The organism is Rothia sp. HMSC066G07, assembly GCF_001814485.1.
Taxonomy (GTDB): Bacteria; Actinomycetota; Actinomycetes; order Actinomycetales; family Micrococcaceae; genus Rothia.
This window is the reverse complement of record NZ_KV816922.1, coordinates 90,123-104,747: the sequence shown is the minus strand read 5'-3', so window position 1 is coordinate 104,747 and position 14,625 is coordinate 90,123. Positions and strand designations below refer to the sequence as shown.

The 14,625-nt window shown below is 56.0% G+C and carries 11 protein-coding genes; 10 read left to right on the top strand and 1 reads right to left on the bottom strand.

Annotated features, from left to right (window positions below; genetic code table 11):
- Positions 1-201 precede the first annotated feature (201 nt).
- The 5 genes from HMPREF2971_RS02040 to tuf all read left to right on the top strand — a co-directional run bounded on the left by HMPREF2971_RS02040 (position 202) and on the right by tuf (position 7,344).
- On the top strand, positions 202-2,232 hold the full coding sequence (locus tag HMPREF2971_RS02040; RefSeq protein WP_070690936.1) for a neutral/alkaline non-lysosomal ceramidase N-terminal domain-containing protein: 2,031 nt from the start codon (positions 202-204) through the stop codon (positions 2,230-2,232).
- A 689-nt stretch (positions 2,233-2,921) separates the two neighbouring features.
- Positions 2,922-3,296, top strand: a complete 375-nt coding sequence (rpsL, locus tag HMPREF2971_RS02035; protein ID WP_005504939.1) for a 30S ribosomal protein S12 — start codon at positions 2,922-2,924, stop codon at positions 3,294-3,296.
- The gene (gene rpsG / locus HMPREF2971_RS02030; RefSeq protein ID WP_005504941.1) at positions 3,296-3,766 is read left to right on the top strand and encodes a 30S ribosomal protein S7; all 471 of its coding nucleotides are present in this window, start codon (positions 3,296-3,298) and stop codon (positions 3,764-3,766) included. Before rpsL ends, rpsG begins: the two co-directional genes overlap by 1 nt.
- A gap of 72 nt (positions 3,767-3,838) precedes the next feature.
- Positions 3,839-5,953: an elongation factor G gene (gene fusA / locus HMPREF2971_RS02025; protein ID WP_049349249.1), complete on the top strand. Its 2,115-nt coding sequence runs from the start codon at positions 3,839-3,841 to the stop codon at positions 5,951-5,953.
- A 200-nt stretch (positions 5,954-6,153) separates the two neighbouring features.
- Positions 6,154-7,344, top strand: coding sequence for an elongation factor Tu (gene tuf, locus HMPREF2971_RS02020; protein ID WP_005508397.1), 1,191 nt, complete (start codon positions 6,154-6,156; stop codon positions 7,342-7,344).
- A gap of 586 nt (positions 7,345-7,930) precedes the next feature.
- On the opposite strand, the gene HMPREF2971_RS02015 is transcribed toward tuf, so the two are convergent.
- A complete protein-coding gene (locus HMPREF2971_RS02015; protein ID WP_246825015.1) occupies positions 7,931-11,260 on the bottom strand; it encodes a Fe2+/Zn2+ uptake regulation protein in 3,330 nt (1,109 codons plus the stop codon).
- A 576-nt stretch (positions 11,261-11,836) separates the two neighbouring features.
- On the opposite strand from HMPREF2971_RS02015, the gene rpsJ reads away from it, so the two are divergent.
- The 5 genes from rpsJ to rplB are packed head-to-tail and all read left to right on the top strand — an operon-like array spanning position 11,837 to position 14,618.
- Positions 11,837-12,145 (top strand): 30S ribosomal protein S10, encoded by a 309-nt coding sequence (rpsJ, locus tag HMPREF2971_RS02010; protein WP_004005287.1) that lies wholly within the window; start codon positions 11,837-11,839, stop codon positions 12,143-12,145.
- A gap of 13 nt (positions 12,146-12,158) precedes the next feature.
- Positions 12,159-12,815 (top strand): 50S ribosomal protein L3, encoded by a 657-nt coding sequence (gene rplC, locus HMPREF2971_RS02005; RefSeq protein WP_005504955.1) that lies wholly within the window; start codon positions 12,159-12,161, stop codon positions 12,813-12,815.
- Positions 12,816-12,821: 6 nt separating this feature from the next.
- Positions 12,822-13,439, top strand: a complete 618-nt coding sequence (rplD, locus tag HMPREF2971_RS02000; protein ID WP_005504957.1) for a 50S ribosomal protein L4 — start codon at positions 12,822-12,824, stop codon at positions 13,437-13,439.
- Positions 13,439-13,741 carry a 50S ribosomal protein L23 gene (gene rplW / locus HMPREF2971_RS01995; RefSeq protein ID WP_005504959.1) on the top strand — a complete coding sequence of 101 codons (303 nt, stop codon included), beginning with the start codon at positions 13,439-13,441 and terminating at the stop codon, positions 13,739-13,741. The genes rplD and rplW overlap by 1 nt, the downstream gene beginning before the upstream one ends.
- A gap of 40 nt (positions 13,742-13,781) precedes the next feature.
- The gene (rplB, locus tag HMPREF2971_RS01990; protein WP_005504961.1) at positions 13,782-14,618 is read left to right on the top strand and encodes a 50S ribosomal protein L2; all 837 of its coding nucleotides are present in this window, start codon (positions 13,782-13,784) and stop codon (positions 14,616-14,618) included.
- Positions 14,619-14,625: the final 7 nt, after the last annotated feature.

Genomic DNA, 14,625 nt, shown 5'->3' with positions numbered 1-14,625 from the left:
TGCTAATTCAACTGGAAAGCCTTTTGACTAGGTTCTATTCTTGAAGGCATGCATATCACTCCAATCACTTCCGGACGGGTGACTACTGGTGGCACCCAACTGTCTTCCGGAACGGCACAGCCTCACGAATCTGAACAGAATCCCTCCTCGACTGCTGGGGAGCAAAAGCGCTCCTCTGTTTTTTCGCGCTTTAAGGCGCCTGTGCATTCTCTCACTCGTATTGGTGCAGCATGCCTTATTGCGGCTTCCGCAGTTCTTCCTGCCGGTCAGGTTGCGACCGCAGCCCCTGCTTCTCAGAGCTCTAGCGCCACCCCCTACCTGGTGGGTGCGGGTGCGGCGGATATTACCGGTGAGCCCGGTGAAGTCGGCTTCATGGGCTATGGTGACTCTTCCCAGAAGGGTAGCGGTGTGCATACTCGCCAGTATGCTCGTGCTTTTATTGCGGTGGATCGCGCCTCGGGTAAGCGCAACCTCATCGTTGTTCTGGACTCTCTGACCGGTTGGCAGTCTCTGCGTGATGAACTGGTGAAGCGCATCCGTGCAGAGTTTGGCTCCGCGTACGACGAGTCGAACATTATGATTACCGCGACCCACACTCATGCGACTCCGGGTGGCATTACGCACCAGAGCCTGTACAACATTACGACTCTGGGTTTCCATCAGGACACCTTCAATGCCCAGGTGGACGGTTCGCTGAAGGCAATCCGCCAGGCGACCAAGGATCTGGCACCGGGTAACCTGACGATTTCGTCTTCGAAGCTGACCGGTGTTGGTGCTAACCGTTCCCGCGAGGCGTTTAATCTGGATTCTCCCCAGTTGCGTTCTAAGTTGCCCGGCGGTACCGATCCGACCAATATGACTCTGCGTCTGGAGCGCAACGGTAAGACTCGTGCGGTGCTGAACTGGTATGCGATTCACCCGACTTCTTTGACCTCGAAGAATACTCTGATTTCGAGTGATAACAAGGGTTATGCGGAGTATCTGCTGGAGACTCAGGATCACGGCGTTGACCGCAATGTTCCCGGTAGTGGTGATGGTTTCGTTGCGGCGTTTGCAAATGCTAATGCTGGTGATGTTTCCCCGAATACTTGGTTGAAGCCTGGTCAGGGTCCCACTAATGACCAGTTCAAGAACGTGAAGATTCAGGGTGAGAAGCAGGCTAACGCTGTGCGTTCTCAATTGAAGAGCACAGGTACCCCTGTGGGTAAGGGCCTGGATTCGCGTATTTCGTACTTCAATTTCTCGGGTATGACTGTGGATGCCAAGTACACCGGTAGTGGTCATAATGAGCGCACCTGCCAGGGCTTCCTGGGTACTCCGTTTGGTGCCGGTTCCACTGAGGACGGCGGTGGTGGTTGGGCTGTTTATAAGGAAGGCTCTGGTCGCCCCTCTATTCTGGGTACTTTGGTGTTCACTCCGAGTGCAGCGCAGACGCGTTGCCAGCAGCCGAAGGGCATTCTCTTCTCTGCAAAAAATGGAACAATCATTCAGGAAAAGTATCCGGTGCAGATTATGCGCTTCGGTGACTACTACCTGCTGGGTATGCCCGGTGAGTTCACCGGTGCGGTAGGTGTGCAATACCGCCAGGATGCCGCCAAGCTTTTCGGTGTTCCCGAATCGCATATTATTCTGCAGGGCTACACCAACGCCTACGATCACTACGTGACGACCCCTGAGGAGTACGACTCTCAGCAGTATGAAGGTGGTGCGACCCTCTTCGGTCGTTACACCTCCAGTGCGTTCCGTCAGACCATTAATGTTGTTGGAACTTCGCTGAAGAACGGCACTCCGCTGGGTATTGGCGACCGTCCGAATGATCGTCGCCCGGTAGCCAGCCTGCAGGGTAAGGTCGTCTACGATACCCCCATGTTTGGTATGCGTTACGGTCAGGTCACTCAGCAGCCTCAGGACGCTATTGCCGGCCGCGAAGAGGTAACGGCTCGTTTTGCTGGTGCTCACCCGAATAACAACATGCATCACGACGGTAGCTACTTTGTAATTGAGCGTCGTGTGGGTAATACCTGGAAGTACTATACTGCGGATAACAACCCGGATACTTTCTTTGAATGGAAGCGTATTGGCGTTTCGGCGTCTCAGGTGACGGTTCGCTGGAAGGTGCCGGCTAATACTCCTAAGGGGCAGTACCGCATCCGCTACTACGGCAATGCTAAGAAGAATTCGAAGACTATCACCCCGTTTGAGGGTCAGACTCGAGTCTTCCAGGTGGCGTAGTCTCTTCCAGGTGGCCTAGCCCAGTAGCTACTGTGGCAGACCAATAACTGAATATTCTCTTGCGGGATTGCGGGAGGCGGGTGTAGATATGCGCTCGCCTCCCGTATCTGTTGGGGTCGCCAAGAATCATTGAGAGGTTCTTGGCGGCCTTCTGCTTTAAATTGCGTCAAAGAGGCAAAAGAAACAGAGATGGTGGAGGAGGCCGCGGGGGAGCGGTAAATCCCAAAGATGTAATTAAGTGAGGTAAATCATCAGTTTTTACCCTTAGATGGGGGCTTAAAAGCAAAGAATCCCTGCTCTGGCGCTAGATTAAGCGGGATTTAACCTGTATAGTCTTATCCGAAGTACTTGAGCTCGGTGCACAAGGATCCACCCCCGGTGGGTTTACGCGGGATATTTCCCGAGGGCACGGGCATGATGAATCAATGGCAGTATGGATACCGTCCTTTGGCGTTGCTTTTTGCTGACGCCTAAATGCCATTTTTAAGCGTGCCCAAAAACTTTTTCACCTCTGATGGTGGGGAATTTTAGCCTTGAGAACTCGCCGAGATGTCGAGGAACCTATAGAAACCAACCGGATATGCATCCGAGCGTTTCTGATAACCGAGAGCACCCATCCAACGTGATGGGGGCCAGTAAGTTTATACGGGATTTTCTAACGAAGAACCCGATCAAGCAACGGAGAAAACGTGCCTACTATTCAGCAGCTGGTCCGTAAGGGCCGGACTCCCAAGGTCGTTAAGACCAAGGCGCCCGCACTGAAGGGCAACCCCATGAAGCGTGGCGTGTGCACCCGTGTGTACACCACCACCCCGAAGAAGCCGAACTCGGCACTGCGTAAGGTCGCTCGTGTCAAGCTCAACGGCGGCGTCGAGGTTACCGCATACATCCCCGGTGAGGGTCACAACCTGCAGGAGCACTCGATCGTGCTCGTTCGCGGTGGTCGTGTGAAGGACCTCCCCGGTGTTCGCTACAAGATCGTTCGTGGCGCTCTGGATACCCAGGGTGTTAAGGGTCGCGGCCAGGCTCGCTCCCGCTACGGCGCTAAGAAGGAGAAGAAGTAATGCCTCGTAAGGGTCCCGCTCCCAAGCGTCCCCTCGTAAACGATCCTGTTTACGGTTCTGCTCTGGTCACTCAGCTGATCAACAAGGTTCTGCTGGATGGCAAGAAGTCCGTCGCAGAGCGCATCGTCTACGGTGCCCTCGAGGGCGTCGAGAAGAAGACCGGTTCTGACCCGGTCGCAACCCTGAAGAAGGCTATGGACAACATTAAGCCTTCTCTCGAGGTTCGCTCCCGCCGCGTTGGCGGTGCAACCTACCAGGTTCCGGTTGAGGTTCGCCCCGGCCGTTCCACCGCTCTGGCTCTCCGCTGGCTCGTTGGCTTCTCCAAGCAGCGCCGCGAGAAGACCATGACTGAGCGTCTGATGAACGAGATCCTGGATGCATCCAATGGTCTCGGTGCCGCTGTGAAGCGTCGCGAGGACACTCACAAGATGGCCGAGTCCAACAAGGCCTTCGCACACTACCGCTGGTAATTCTCCGTTTAGAGCCTGCCGAGTCGATTCGAGTCGGCAGGCTTTCGGAGTATCTCATTTAGGGAGAATAACGTGGCACTTGACGTGTTCACCGACCTTAACAAGGTCCGCAACATCGGTATTATGGCGCACATCGACGCCGGTAAGACCACCACCACTGAGCGCATTCTGTTCTACACCGGTATTAACCACAAGATCGGTGAGACCCACGACGGCGCTTCCACCATGGACTGGATGGCTCAGGAGCAGGAGCGAGGTATTACCATTACCTCCGCAGCAACCACCTGCTTCTGGAAGGACAACCAGATCAACATCATCGACACCCCCGGTCACGTTGACTTCACCGTTGAGGTTGAGCGCTCCCTGCGCGTCCTCGATGGCGCAGTTGCTGTGTTCGACGGCAAGGAAGGTGTTGAGCCCCAGTCTGAGACCGTTTGGCGTCAGGCTGACAAGTACGATGTCCCCCGTATCTGCTTCGTCAACAAGATGGACAAGATGGGTGCTGACTTCTACTTCACCGTTCAGACCATCATCGACCGCCTGGGTGCACGCCCGCTGGTTGTCCAGCTCCCCATCGGTGCTGAGAGCGACTTCATCGGTGTCGTTGACCTGCTCGAAATGAAGGCATACGTCTGGCCCGGCGACGCCAAGGGTGACGTGAGCATGGGTGCTTCTTACGAGGTTCAGGACATTCCTGCTGACCTGGTTGAGAAGGCTGAGCAGTACCGCGCTGAGCTGGTTGAGGCTGTTGCTGAGGCCAACGAAGAGCTCATGGAGAAGTACCTCGAAGAGGGCGAGCTGACCATCCCCGAGATCAAGTCGGGTATCCGTCAGCTGGTTATCTCCGGCGAGGCATTCCCCGTTCTCTGTGGTTCTGCATTCAAGAACCGCGGTGTTCAGCCCATGCTGGACGCTGTGATCGAGTACCTGCCCTCCCCGCTGGACGTTCCGGACGTTGTCGGCTCCAACCCCTCCAACGAGGAAGAGAAGCTGACCCGTAAGGCATCCGCAGACGAGCCCTTCGCAGCACTGGCGTTCAAGGTTGCAGCTCACCCGTTCTACGGTCAGCTGACCTACACCCGTGTGTACTCCGGTACCGCAGCTCAGGGCCAGCAGGTTCTGAACTCCACCAAGGGTAAGAAGGAGCGTATCGGTAAGCTCTTCCAGATGCACTCCAACAAGGAGAACCCTGTTGAGGAGATTACCGCAGGTCACATTTACGCAGCAATCGGTCTGAAGGACACCACCACTGGTGACACCCTGTGCGACCCCGCACACCCGATTGTCCTCGAGTCGATGACCTTCCCCGATCCCGTGATCTTCGTGGCTATTGAGCCCAAGACCAAGGGTGACCAGGAGAAGATGTCCACCGCTATCCAGAAGCTTTCCGCTGAGGACCCCACCTTCACCGTTTCGCTGAACGAAGAAACCGGTCAGACCGAAATTGGTGGTATGGGTGAGCTGCACCTGGACATCATCGTTGACCGTATGAAGCGTGAGTTCAAGGTTGAGGCTAACGTTGGTAAGCCTCAGGTTGCTTACCGCGAGACCATCAAGAAGGCAGTCGAGAAGGTCGACTACACCCACAAGAAGCAGACCGGTGGTTCCGGTCAGTTCGCAAAGGTGCAGGTCTCCTTCGAGCCCCTGCCCCTGGATGGCGAAGAGCTGTACCTGTTCGAGGACAAGGTCACCGGTGGCCGCGTTCCTCGCGAGTACATCCCCTCGGTCGACGCTGGTATCCAGGACGCTATGAAGTTCGGTGTCCTCGCTGGCTACCCGATGGTGGGCGTGAAGGCAACCCTGATCGACGGTGCTTACCACGACGTCGACTCCTCCGAAATGGCGTTCAAGATCGCTGGTTCGATGGTCTTCAAGGAAGGCGCTAAGCGCGCTAACCCGGTCCTGCTCGAGCCGCTGATGGACGTTGAGGTTCGTACCCCCGAGGAGTACATGGGCGACGTTATCGGCGACCTGAACTCCCGCCGTGGCCAGGTTCGTTCCATGGAGGACGCATCCGGCGTTAAGATCATCAAGGCTATCGTGCCCCTGACCGAAATGTTCGGTTACATTGGCGACCTGCGTGGCAAGACCCAGGGTCGTGCAGTGTTCTCGATGGCATTCGATAGCTACGGCGAGGTTCCCAAGAACGTCGCTGACGAGATCATTCAGAAGAGCCGCGGCGAGTAATTTTCGCGTCTCACCCGTGGGCCACGGGCTAAAAACCTGTGGCCCACGCTAAAATTTTCAATTAAATCCATTATTGAGAGCATGAACAGTTTCATCTCTGCGGCGTAATCCGCTATTGTAGACGCTAGACCGTTTTATAACGGGATGCGCCGGAGCGAAGATCCGCGTGCATGTTTTCAATCGTTCTAGGAGGAACACTCTTGGCTAAGGCTAAGTTCGAGCGCTCCAAGCCTCACGTTAACGTCGGTACCATTGGTCACGTTGACCACGGTAAGACCACCCTGACCGCAGCAATCTCCAAGGTTCTGGCTGACAAGTACCCGGACCTGAACGAGAAGCGCGACTTCGGTATGATCGACTCCGCTCCCGAGGAGCGCCAGCGCGGTATTACCATTAACATTGCTCACATCGAGTACCAGACCGAGAAGCGCCACTACGCACACGTTGACGCTCCCGGCCACGCTGACTACGTCAAGAACATGATTACCGGTGCGGCTCAGATGGACGGCGCAATCCTCGTGGTTGCAGCTACCGACGGCCCCATGGCACAGACCCGCGAGCACGTTCTGCTCGCTCGCCAGGTTGGCGTCCCCACCCTGCTGGTTGCACTGAACAAGGCAGACATGGTTGACGACGAAGAGCTCCTCGATCTCGTCGAGATGGAGGTCCGTGACCTCCTCTCCTCGCAGGAGTTCGACGGCGACAACGCTCCCGTTGTTCGCGTTTCCGCACTGAAGGCTCTCGAAGGCGACCCCGAGTGGGTTGCTAAGGTCGAGGAGCTCATGGACGCAGTCGACACCTACATTCCGGACCCCGTGCGTGAGAAGGACAAGCCCTTCCTCATGCCCATCGAGGACGTCTTCACCATCACCGGTCGTGGCACCGTTGTTACCGGTCGTGCAGAGCGCGGTACCCTGAAGATCAACTCCGAGGTCGAGATCGTCGGTATCCGCCCGATTCAGAAGACCACCGTTACCGGTATCGAGATGTTCCACAAGCAGCTCGACGAAGCATGGGCAGGCGAGAACTGTGGTCTGCTGCTGCGTGGTCTGAAGCGTGACGATGTTGAGCGTGGTCAGGTTGTCGTGGAGCCGGGCTCTATCACCCCCCACACCGAGTTCGAGGCAAACGTCTACATCCTCTCCAAGGATGAGGGTGGCCGTCACAACCCCTTCTACTCCAACTACCGTCCTCAGTTCTACTTCCGTACCACTGACGTGACCGGCGTTATCACCCTCCCCGAGGGCACCGAGATGGTTATGCCCGGTGACAACACCGAGATGACCGTTACCCTGATCCAGCCCATCGCAATGGAAGAGGGCCTCGGCTTCGCTATCCGTGAGGGTGGCCGCACCGTTGGTTCGGGTCGCGTTACCAAGATCATCAAGTAATTGCCGTAAGTTTACGACAATTCGCTAAAGATTTGCCGGAGGGGAAACTCTCCACCAGGTAGCGATACTCAAGGACCCCCGCATCTGCGGGGGTCCTTTTGTTATGCCCTTTTGTGGGTTGCTGAAGGCAGCAAAGAGGCAGGTATATCCCTCTCTGCTGGGAGAACCTCGTAACCACGTCCTGGGCGCTATAGACGCCCCTCAACAAGCTCTCAGCGCTATTGTGCGGCAGAAACCCACGCTAAAAGATAGGGGAGAAGATCGGATCCTCAGCGGTGAGGAGCCAATGGTGAGGAATCCTCAGAGCGGTAGCAGTATCGCACACCCGTGCCTCAGACCTGTAGCAGGGCATAGGGGAACAGATGCGCTGTCATTGGCTTACCGTTCTTGAACGCCCACACACTTTCAAGGAGCTGGCAAAAGGACGCGAGATAGACGTTGCAGATGCGAATAGGGTTTGCGGCCAAAGAAAAACGGTTCCCAGCCCGAAGGCTGGGAACCGCAATTCGAATGACTGCCCCTCGGAAGGGACATAGGTAATCCTACTACAGAATGCCGTAGGAATAGAAGCTATACGTGCTGATAGCTAGATGTTTTCCTCGTGGCGAGGCTCGTAGCCTTGCTGAGGAGCCGGGGGCTGCTGCATCTGGACATTGCTCTGAGGGTACATAACCGGCTGATTCTGAGGCGGCGGGAAGTCCTCAAGCTGCTCAGAACCCTGGTGCGGAGCTGCTGCATCCTGCTTGTTCTGTCGAACCAACAGACGCCAGATAACGCCGGCAATGAGCAGAATAGAGGTAATCAGCAGAGTCAGCGGGTTCAGACCGTTGAGCAAAATTGCCAGGTCGAGGGTGACTAGCGCAGTTGCGATATAGGTCCAGACTCGGTCGAGCAGCAGAGCGCTCAGGAGAGTCAGGGCAATGCCGAGTACCAGCACCACGATATCCGGACCGTCAGCGGGAACTGCCCACGTTACCAGGGTGAGGAATACCTGCAGGCCCAAAGCCCAGTACAGAGGAGAATCCGATACCTGCGTATCTACAGGCCTCTTTGCGATGAAGTTCTTGAGGACCTTGGCGGCCACAACAGCCAGCATAATCAGGAGAGCAACCTCAAGAATGACGCTCAGAGGATTGGACTTCGAGTAATCAATGACCAGACGGGCAATGAAGAGGCTGAACGCCGTGGTGCAGACGATCGGCAGGTTCTTCGCCTTGGTGACAGACACGAAGGACAGAGCGCCTAGACCCCAGAGAAGTGCGTTGAGCTCCACCTGCCTGGGCTCAAAAACCAGCCCAACGAAAGTGTAGAATCCCAGCGTCGCCAGAGCGGGAATCATCAGCAGCGTATTGACCGGTGCATAGATACCCTGGCTCAGGGGACGACGAGACAGGAAACGCGCGTAAGGGGCACCCAACGGGCCGTGCATCGGCAAATCAACCATCGTATTACCAACCGGGACAGCGATGCGCGGACGAACATTAGCGTTCACACCGAAGACCTCAATCGGGAGCGTGACCTTCAGGACGAACAGGATGATGACGGCAATCAGAGCGTAGTAGCCCAGAAGAGTCATCTCCATTGTGCTTTCCCTCGTGTTGAAGAGATTCCACAGAGCACCGATGCAGAAAGTCGTGATGCTGATGGAGGCACCAATCTGCATGCGGGAGACCCTGAAGATAAGGGCAAGCACCCATACAGCGATGAAGATAGCAGGAGTTGCTACCGCGAACAGAAGATTATCAAAATCGCCAATGAAACGGCCTGCGCTCAGGACAGAACCAAGGGTGAAGAAAATCGCCGCCGCGTATGCTTCGTAGTTTCGCTTGGAGTACGCATAGAGTAGCACGCTGCACAGCGCCTGAACCGCCAGCAGTGCAAGTACGAGGAAGTCTACGAGCGATTCCTTCATATTGCCGGTAATCGCGAGCAGAATGACCGACCAGCAGATGGGGAATCGCGCAACGGTGAGTAGCTCCGAACGAATCGAAGAGCCAACCGGCATAAAGAAACCAAGCGCACCATAAACGACGGTTAGGAGCGCCGGCAGTGCTACAGCAATGTACTCCTTCTGCAAGTCGTACAGCAGGTAGTGTCGCGAGCCAATCGTCGCGATAAGCAGAGTCGCGTAGAACGCGATACGGACAAACATGACAAGCGTGGAGCGGAAGGAACCAACATCCGAAAGTCGTAGCGCGCGGGCCAGAATAAGAGCGCTCAGGACGCTCAAGAAGAGGACGGCACCCGAGAAGAGCGGGAAACCAACCCAGAATCGGCCATGTGCTCCGCCATCAGCATGGTTAGCTACGTACCCAACGAAGAGAGCAAAAACGCCCAAGAAGAGGTAGACCGACATCTCTACAAGACGGTAGCTTGCGTTCTGTACTGCAACGCCCTGAGAGAGGACAAAAGTCAGCAGCGCAATAGCGGCGCAGACCAACGCAAACATCAAAAGCGACTCAGAAGTCTGCATCTCAGGAATGAGAGCGAGGAAGAGCTGAATCATACCAATGGCATAACCGATGTTGCTCAGTACCGCTCCAGCGGTACGTGCCTCGGGAGCCTTAGCACTGACCAGATAGATGACTACAGCCGCGGCAAAGAAGAGGTAGAACGTTCCCTGGTTGCCAGGGGAGGCGTACATGCCAATAACAGGAATGAGCGCTACAAAACTCATGAGCACCAGAGGCTGAATTGCCTTGCGGTACAGCAAGAAGCTCACGATGCAGAGGACACCGATAACCCAGGGGGCGGGGAAGATACCTTGATTGCCTTCTGCGTAGGGAAGGAAGGCGCTCCAGCGCGTTGCGTAGGTAACGCTATCAGCGACGTGAGCAGTGTAGAAGGCATCAAGGAGAGCAAAGAAGGAGAAGAATACGCCGACGCATGCGTCAATTGCCGGCAACCACTCTATCTTGCGAGCGGGTTGGTGAAGAGCTTCCTTCGCCCAGGGGATAGCCGGGGTGCTTTGCACCTGCTCGGGCTGTTCATCAGTAGCAGGAGCGGAACCAGCAATAGTCTTCTGCAGACGAGGAATAAATACGTACGCAGAAATCAGGTTAACAACCAGGACCGAGACGAAGAAGAAGCTGGGGAACCACGGGCCGTGATCCGAGTCCATGATGAAGGAGAGAATGGAAGCAATCGGGTAGATGCGTGCCTGGGCGTAGTAATCTGCCGTGCCGTTCAGCCAGGTGAACAGAATGGCGTGCACAGACATAACCGCAAAAGCAATACCCGCGTCCGTGTAGCTCAAATCGTTGGTGAAGAAGAAAATAGCGACGGCAGTAGCCGGAACAAAAATACGCGAGGAATCAACAAGACCTTCGCGGATACCCTTCGGAGCAGCATTCGGCGCAAAGTGCAGAATCAAACCCAGAACAGTGGCAACGGCAGTCAGAGAAACGAAATACCAGACGAAAGGCAGAGCCGCCACCTTCGTAGCTGCCAACGAGTCCGAAACGATGAACGAAATCAGCAGGTACGCCATCACACGGTTACGCATGAGGGCGCAGGCTCCAATAATGGCTGCAGTGCCAACCAGAGACGTGAGGAGCCAAATGTAGCGTCCTTCAGTCCAAATCTTGAGGACATAGATAGCAACGCCGGTCAGAGGAATAAACGCAAGACCCGTTGCTGCAAAAGAGTAGGAGGCAATACGCAGGCGCTCTACGAAACGGTAGGTGAGCAGACCGGCTCCGTAGAAGACAATTGCTCCAAGCGCCATTGCGAGTACACGGAAGATAGCCGTTTCATCCTGAGAAGAAGTTACCGAGGTGACAAAAAGGCCCGCAGCACCAATGAGCAGGAGCGAACCAATGTACAGAACAATATTGAGGAAGATATCCTCATTGACTCGGCGTCGCTGCGCAGGAGGCTGAGGATACGGACCCGACAGGGATGGGGGAACGTACAAGCCGAGACCTTGCGGCTGAACATGCTGAGGGCTCTGAGACGAAGAGTGAGAGCTAGAGGATGCCTGATGAGGTTGTGTCGGCTGAGACATGGTTTCTCCTTAGGCTGTAGTGATACTTCTACGATACGAGAGTCTTTAGATCTAAAAGCTTTATTAAGAGCAATAAAGCGCATGGAACTTACTGAAAGTAGATTGAAAGCTCCCTGAGAGTTACATCGCGGGAGTACCCCCAGGTTGACAGAGATAGTTAAGTGTTCTTAAGCACTTAACTCGTGTTTATATTGCGCAAGCGCTCTATCTCTGAGAGAATTGACGACGTTGTCAAAGCGTCTACCTGCACTAAAGGTAGGCCCACGTATGACCCGGTCCGAAGGATGACGGGATGAGTCTGTCTAGAAAATAGACGACACGCCCGAGTTCGGGGGTCGGTACTCAGGCGGGGTGAGGAACCCGGCAAAGCCGGATTCAGTCCGTTCTGAGTGGCGCACGTGATGAATATATCGCGTTCCTTAAGCGCTATAACAAAGGGGCAAAAGCTCCGATACAGGGAATACATCAAGAAAGAGAGTCCGACAGATGGCGGGACAGAAAATCCGCATCCGTCTGAAGTCCTATGACCACGAGGTCATCGATTCTTCGGCACGGAAAATCGTCGAAACGGTAAAGGGCGCAGGCGCAACTGTAGTTGGCCCCGTGCCGCTGCCGACCGAGAAGAACGTTTACTGTGTTATCCGTTCTCCCCACAAGTACAAGGACAGCCGCGAGCACTTCGAGATGCGTACGCACAAGCGTCTGATCGACGTTGTTGATCCGACCCCCAAGGCTGTTGATGCCCTCATGCGTCTCGACCTGCCGGCAGACGTAAACATCGAGATCAAGCTGTAGAGGATCGCATCTAATGACTAACAAATTCGAGCGCCAGGTGAAGGGCCTGCTGGGCACCAAGCTCGGCATGACCCAGGTCTGGGACGAGGACGGCAAGTTTGTGCCCGTCACCGTCGTCAAGGCTGATTCTAACGTTGTTACCCAGATCCGTAACCAGGAAACTGACGGCTACGAAGCTGTTCAGATTGGTTTCGGTGCAATCGACTCTCGCAAGGTTACCAAGCCCCTGGCTGGTCACTTCGAGAAGGCCGGTGTTACCCCCCGTCGCCACATCGTCGAGCTGCGTACCGCAGATGCTTCTGAGTATTCCCTCGGTCAGGAACTGACCGTTGAGCTCTTCGAAGCAGGCCAGAAGGTCGACGTCGTTGGTAAGACCAAGGGTAAGGGCTTCGCAGGTGTTATGAAGCGTCACGGCTTCAAGGGTGTTGGCGCGTCTCACGGTCAGCACAAGAACCACCGTAAGCCCGGTTCCATCGGTGGCGCATCCTACCCCGCACGCGTGTTCAAGGGTATGCGCATGGCTGGCCGTATGGGCGCAGCACGTCACACTACCTTGAACCTGACTATCCAGGGTGTGGACGCAGAGAACAATGTCCTGCTGATCAAGGGTGCAATCCCTGGTCCCAAGGGCGGCGTTGTTCTGGTTCGTACCGCTGTGAAGGGAGCCTAATACATCATGGCTGTTAAGACCCTTAAGGTAGACCTGCCCGCAGAGATTTTCGACGCGCAGGCATCCGTGCCCCTGCTGCACCAGGTTGTCGTTGCACAGCTCGCTGCTGCACGCCAGGGCACCCACAAGACCAAGAACCGCGGCGAGGTTTCCGGCGCAGGCCGTAAGCCCTTCAAGCAGAAGGGCACCGGTAACGCACGTCAGGGCTCCATCCGCGCACCGCACATGACCGGCGGTGGCGTTGTTCACGGTCCGACCCCGCGTAACTACGCACAGCGCACCCCCAAGAAGATGATCGCCGCTGCACTGCGCGGTGCTCTCTCCGATCGCGCTCGTCACGACCGCGTCCACGTTGTCGAGAACTTCATCTCCGGTGAAACCCCCTCGACCAAGGCTGCAAAGGCTGCATTCGCAGCTATCACCGAGCGCAAGAACATCCTTCTTGTGATTGCTCGTGCAGAGGACGTTGTGGCTCTGTCCGCACGTAACCTGGAGAACGTCCACGTTCTGTACGCAGATCAGCTCAACACCTACGATGTGCTGGTTTCTGACGACGTGGTCTTCACCAAGGCAGCATTCGATGCATTCGTTGCTGCAGCTCAGAAGAAGGAGGGCGCTAAGTAATGAGCGTTTCCACCAAGTCTGTATACGACGTGATCATCGCTCCCGTCGTTTCCGAGAAGAGCTACGGTCAGCTCGACGAAGGTAAGTACACCTTCGAGGTCGCAACCGATTCCAACAAGCTGGAAATCAAGCAGGCCATCGAGAAGATCTTTGACGTCAAGGTTGCTTCCGTCAACACCATCAACCGTCAGGGCAAGCGCAAGCGCACCCGTTTCGGTTGGGGCGCTCGCAAGAACACCAAGCGTGCGATTGTGACCCTCAAGGAAGGCACCATCGACATCTTCGGCGGTCCGCAGGCATAAGCCCCGCGGAGACCACTTTAACGAAGGAAGAAATATCTAAATGGGTATTCGTAAGTACAAGCCGACGACCCCGGGTCGCCGCGGTTCGAGCGTTGCTGATTTCTCCGAGATCACCCGCTCCACCCCGGAAAAGTCCCTGCTTCGTCCGCTTCACAAGACCGGCGGCCGTAACAACACCGGCCGCATCACCACCCGTCACAAGGGTGGCGGCCACAAGCGCCAGTACCGTCTGATCGACTTCCGTCGTCACGACAAGGACGGCGTTAACGCACGCGTTGCGCACATCGAGTACGATCCCAACCGTACCGCTCGCATCGCGCTGCTGCACTACTTCGATGGTTCCAAGCGCTACATCATCGCTCCGAACAAGCTCGCTCAGGGCGACATCGTCGAGTCCGGCCCCGCAGCTGACATCAAGCCCGGTAACAACCTGCCCCTGCGCAACATCCCCGTTGGTACCGTGATTCACTGTGTCGAGCTCCGCCCCGGTGGCGGCGCAAAGCTGGCTCGTTCCGCAGGTGCTTCTGTACAGCTGGTTGCTAAGGAAGGCAAGTACGGTCAGCTCCGTCTGCCCTCCGGCGAAATCCGCAACGTGGATGTTCGCTGCCGCGCAACCGTTGGTGAAGTTGGCAACGCTGAGCAGTCCAACATCAACTGGGGTAAGGCAGGCCGTAACCGCTGGAAGGGCATCCGCCCGACCGTCCGTGGTGTGGTCATGAACCCGGTTGACCACCCGCACGGTGGTGGTGAAGGTAAGACCTCCGGTGGTCGTCACCCGGTTAACCCCAACGGTAAGCCCGAGGGTCGTACCCGCCGTCCCAACAAGGAAAGCGACAAGCTCATCGTTCGTCGCCGTCGTACTGGCAAGAAGCGCTAAGGAGCCT

Bases quoted from the DNA above. Each gene is read 5' to 3' on its own strand.
- rpsG (WP_005504941.1), top strand. From the start codon at position 3,296: ATGCCTCGTAAGGGTCCCGCTCCCAAGCGTCCCCTCGTAAACGATCCT.
- rplC (WP_005504955.1), top strand. From the start codon at position 12,159: ATGACTAACAAATTCGAGCGCCAGGTGAAGGGCCTGCTGGGCACCAAG.
- rplB (WP_005504961.1), top strand. From the start codon at position 13,782: ATGGGTATTCGTAAGTACAAGCCGACGACCCCGGGTCGCCGCGGTTCG.
- rplW (WP_005504959.1), top strand. From the start codon at position 13,439: ATGAGCGTTTCCACCAAGTCTGTATACGACGTGATCATCGCTCCCGTC.
- rpsJ (WP_004005287.1), top strand. From the start codon at position 11,837: ATGGCGGGACAGAAAATCCGCATCCGTCTGAAGTCCTATGACCACGAG.
- rplD (WP_005504957.1), top strand. From the start codon at position 12,822: ATGGCTGTTAAGACCCTTAAGGTAGACCTGCCCGCAGAGATTTTCGAC.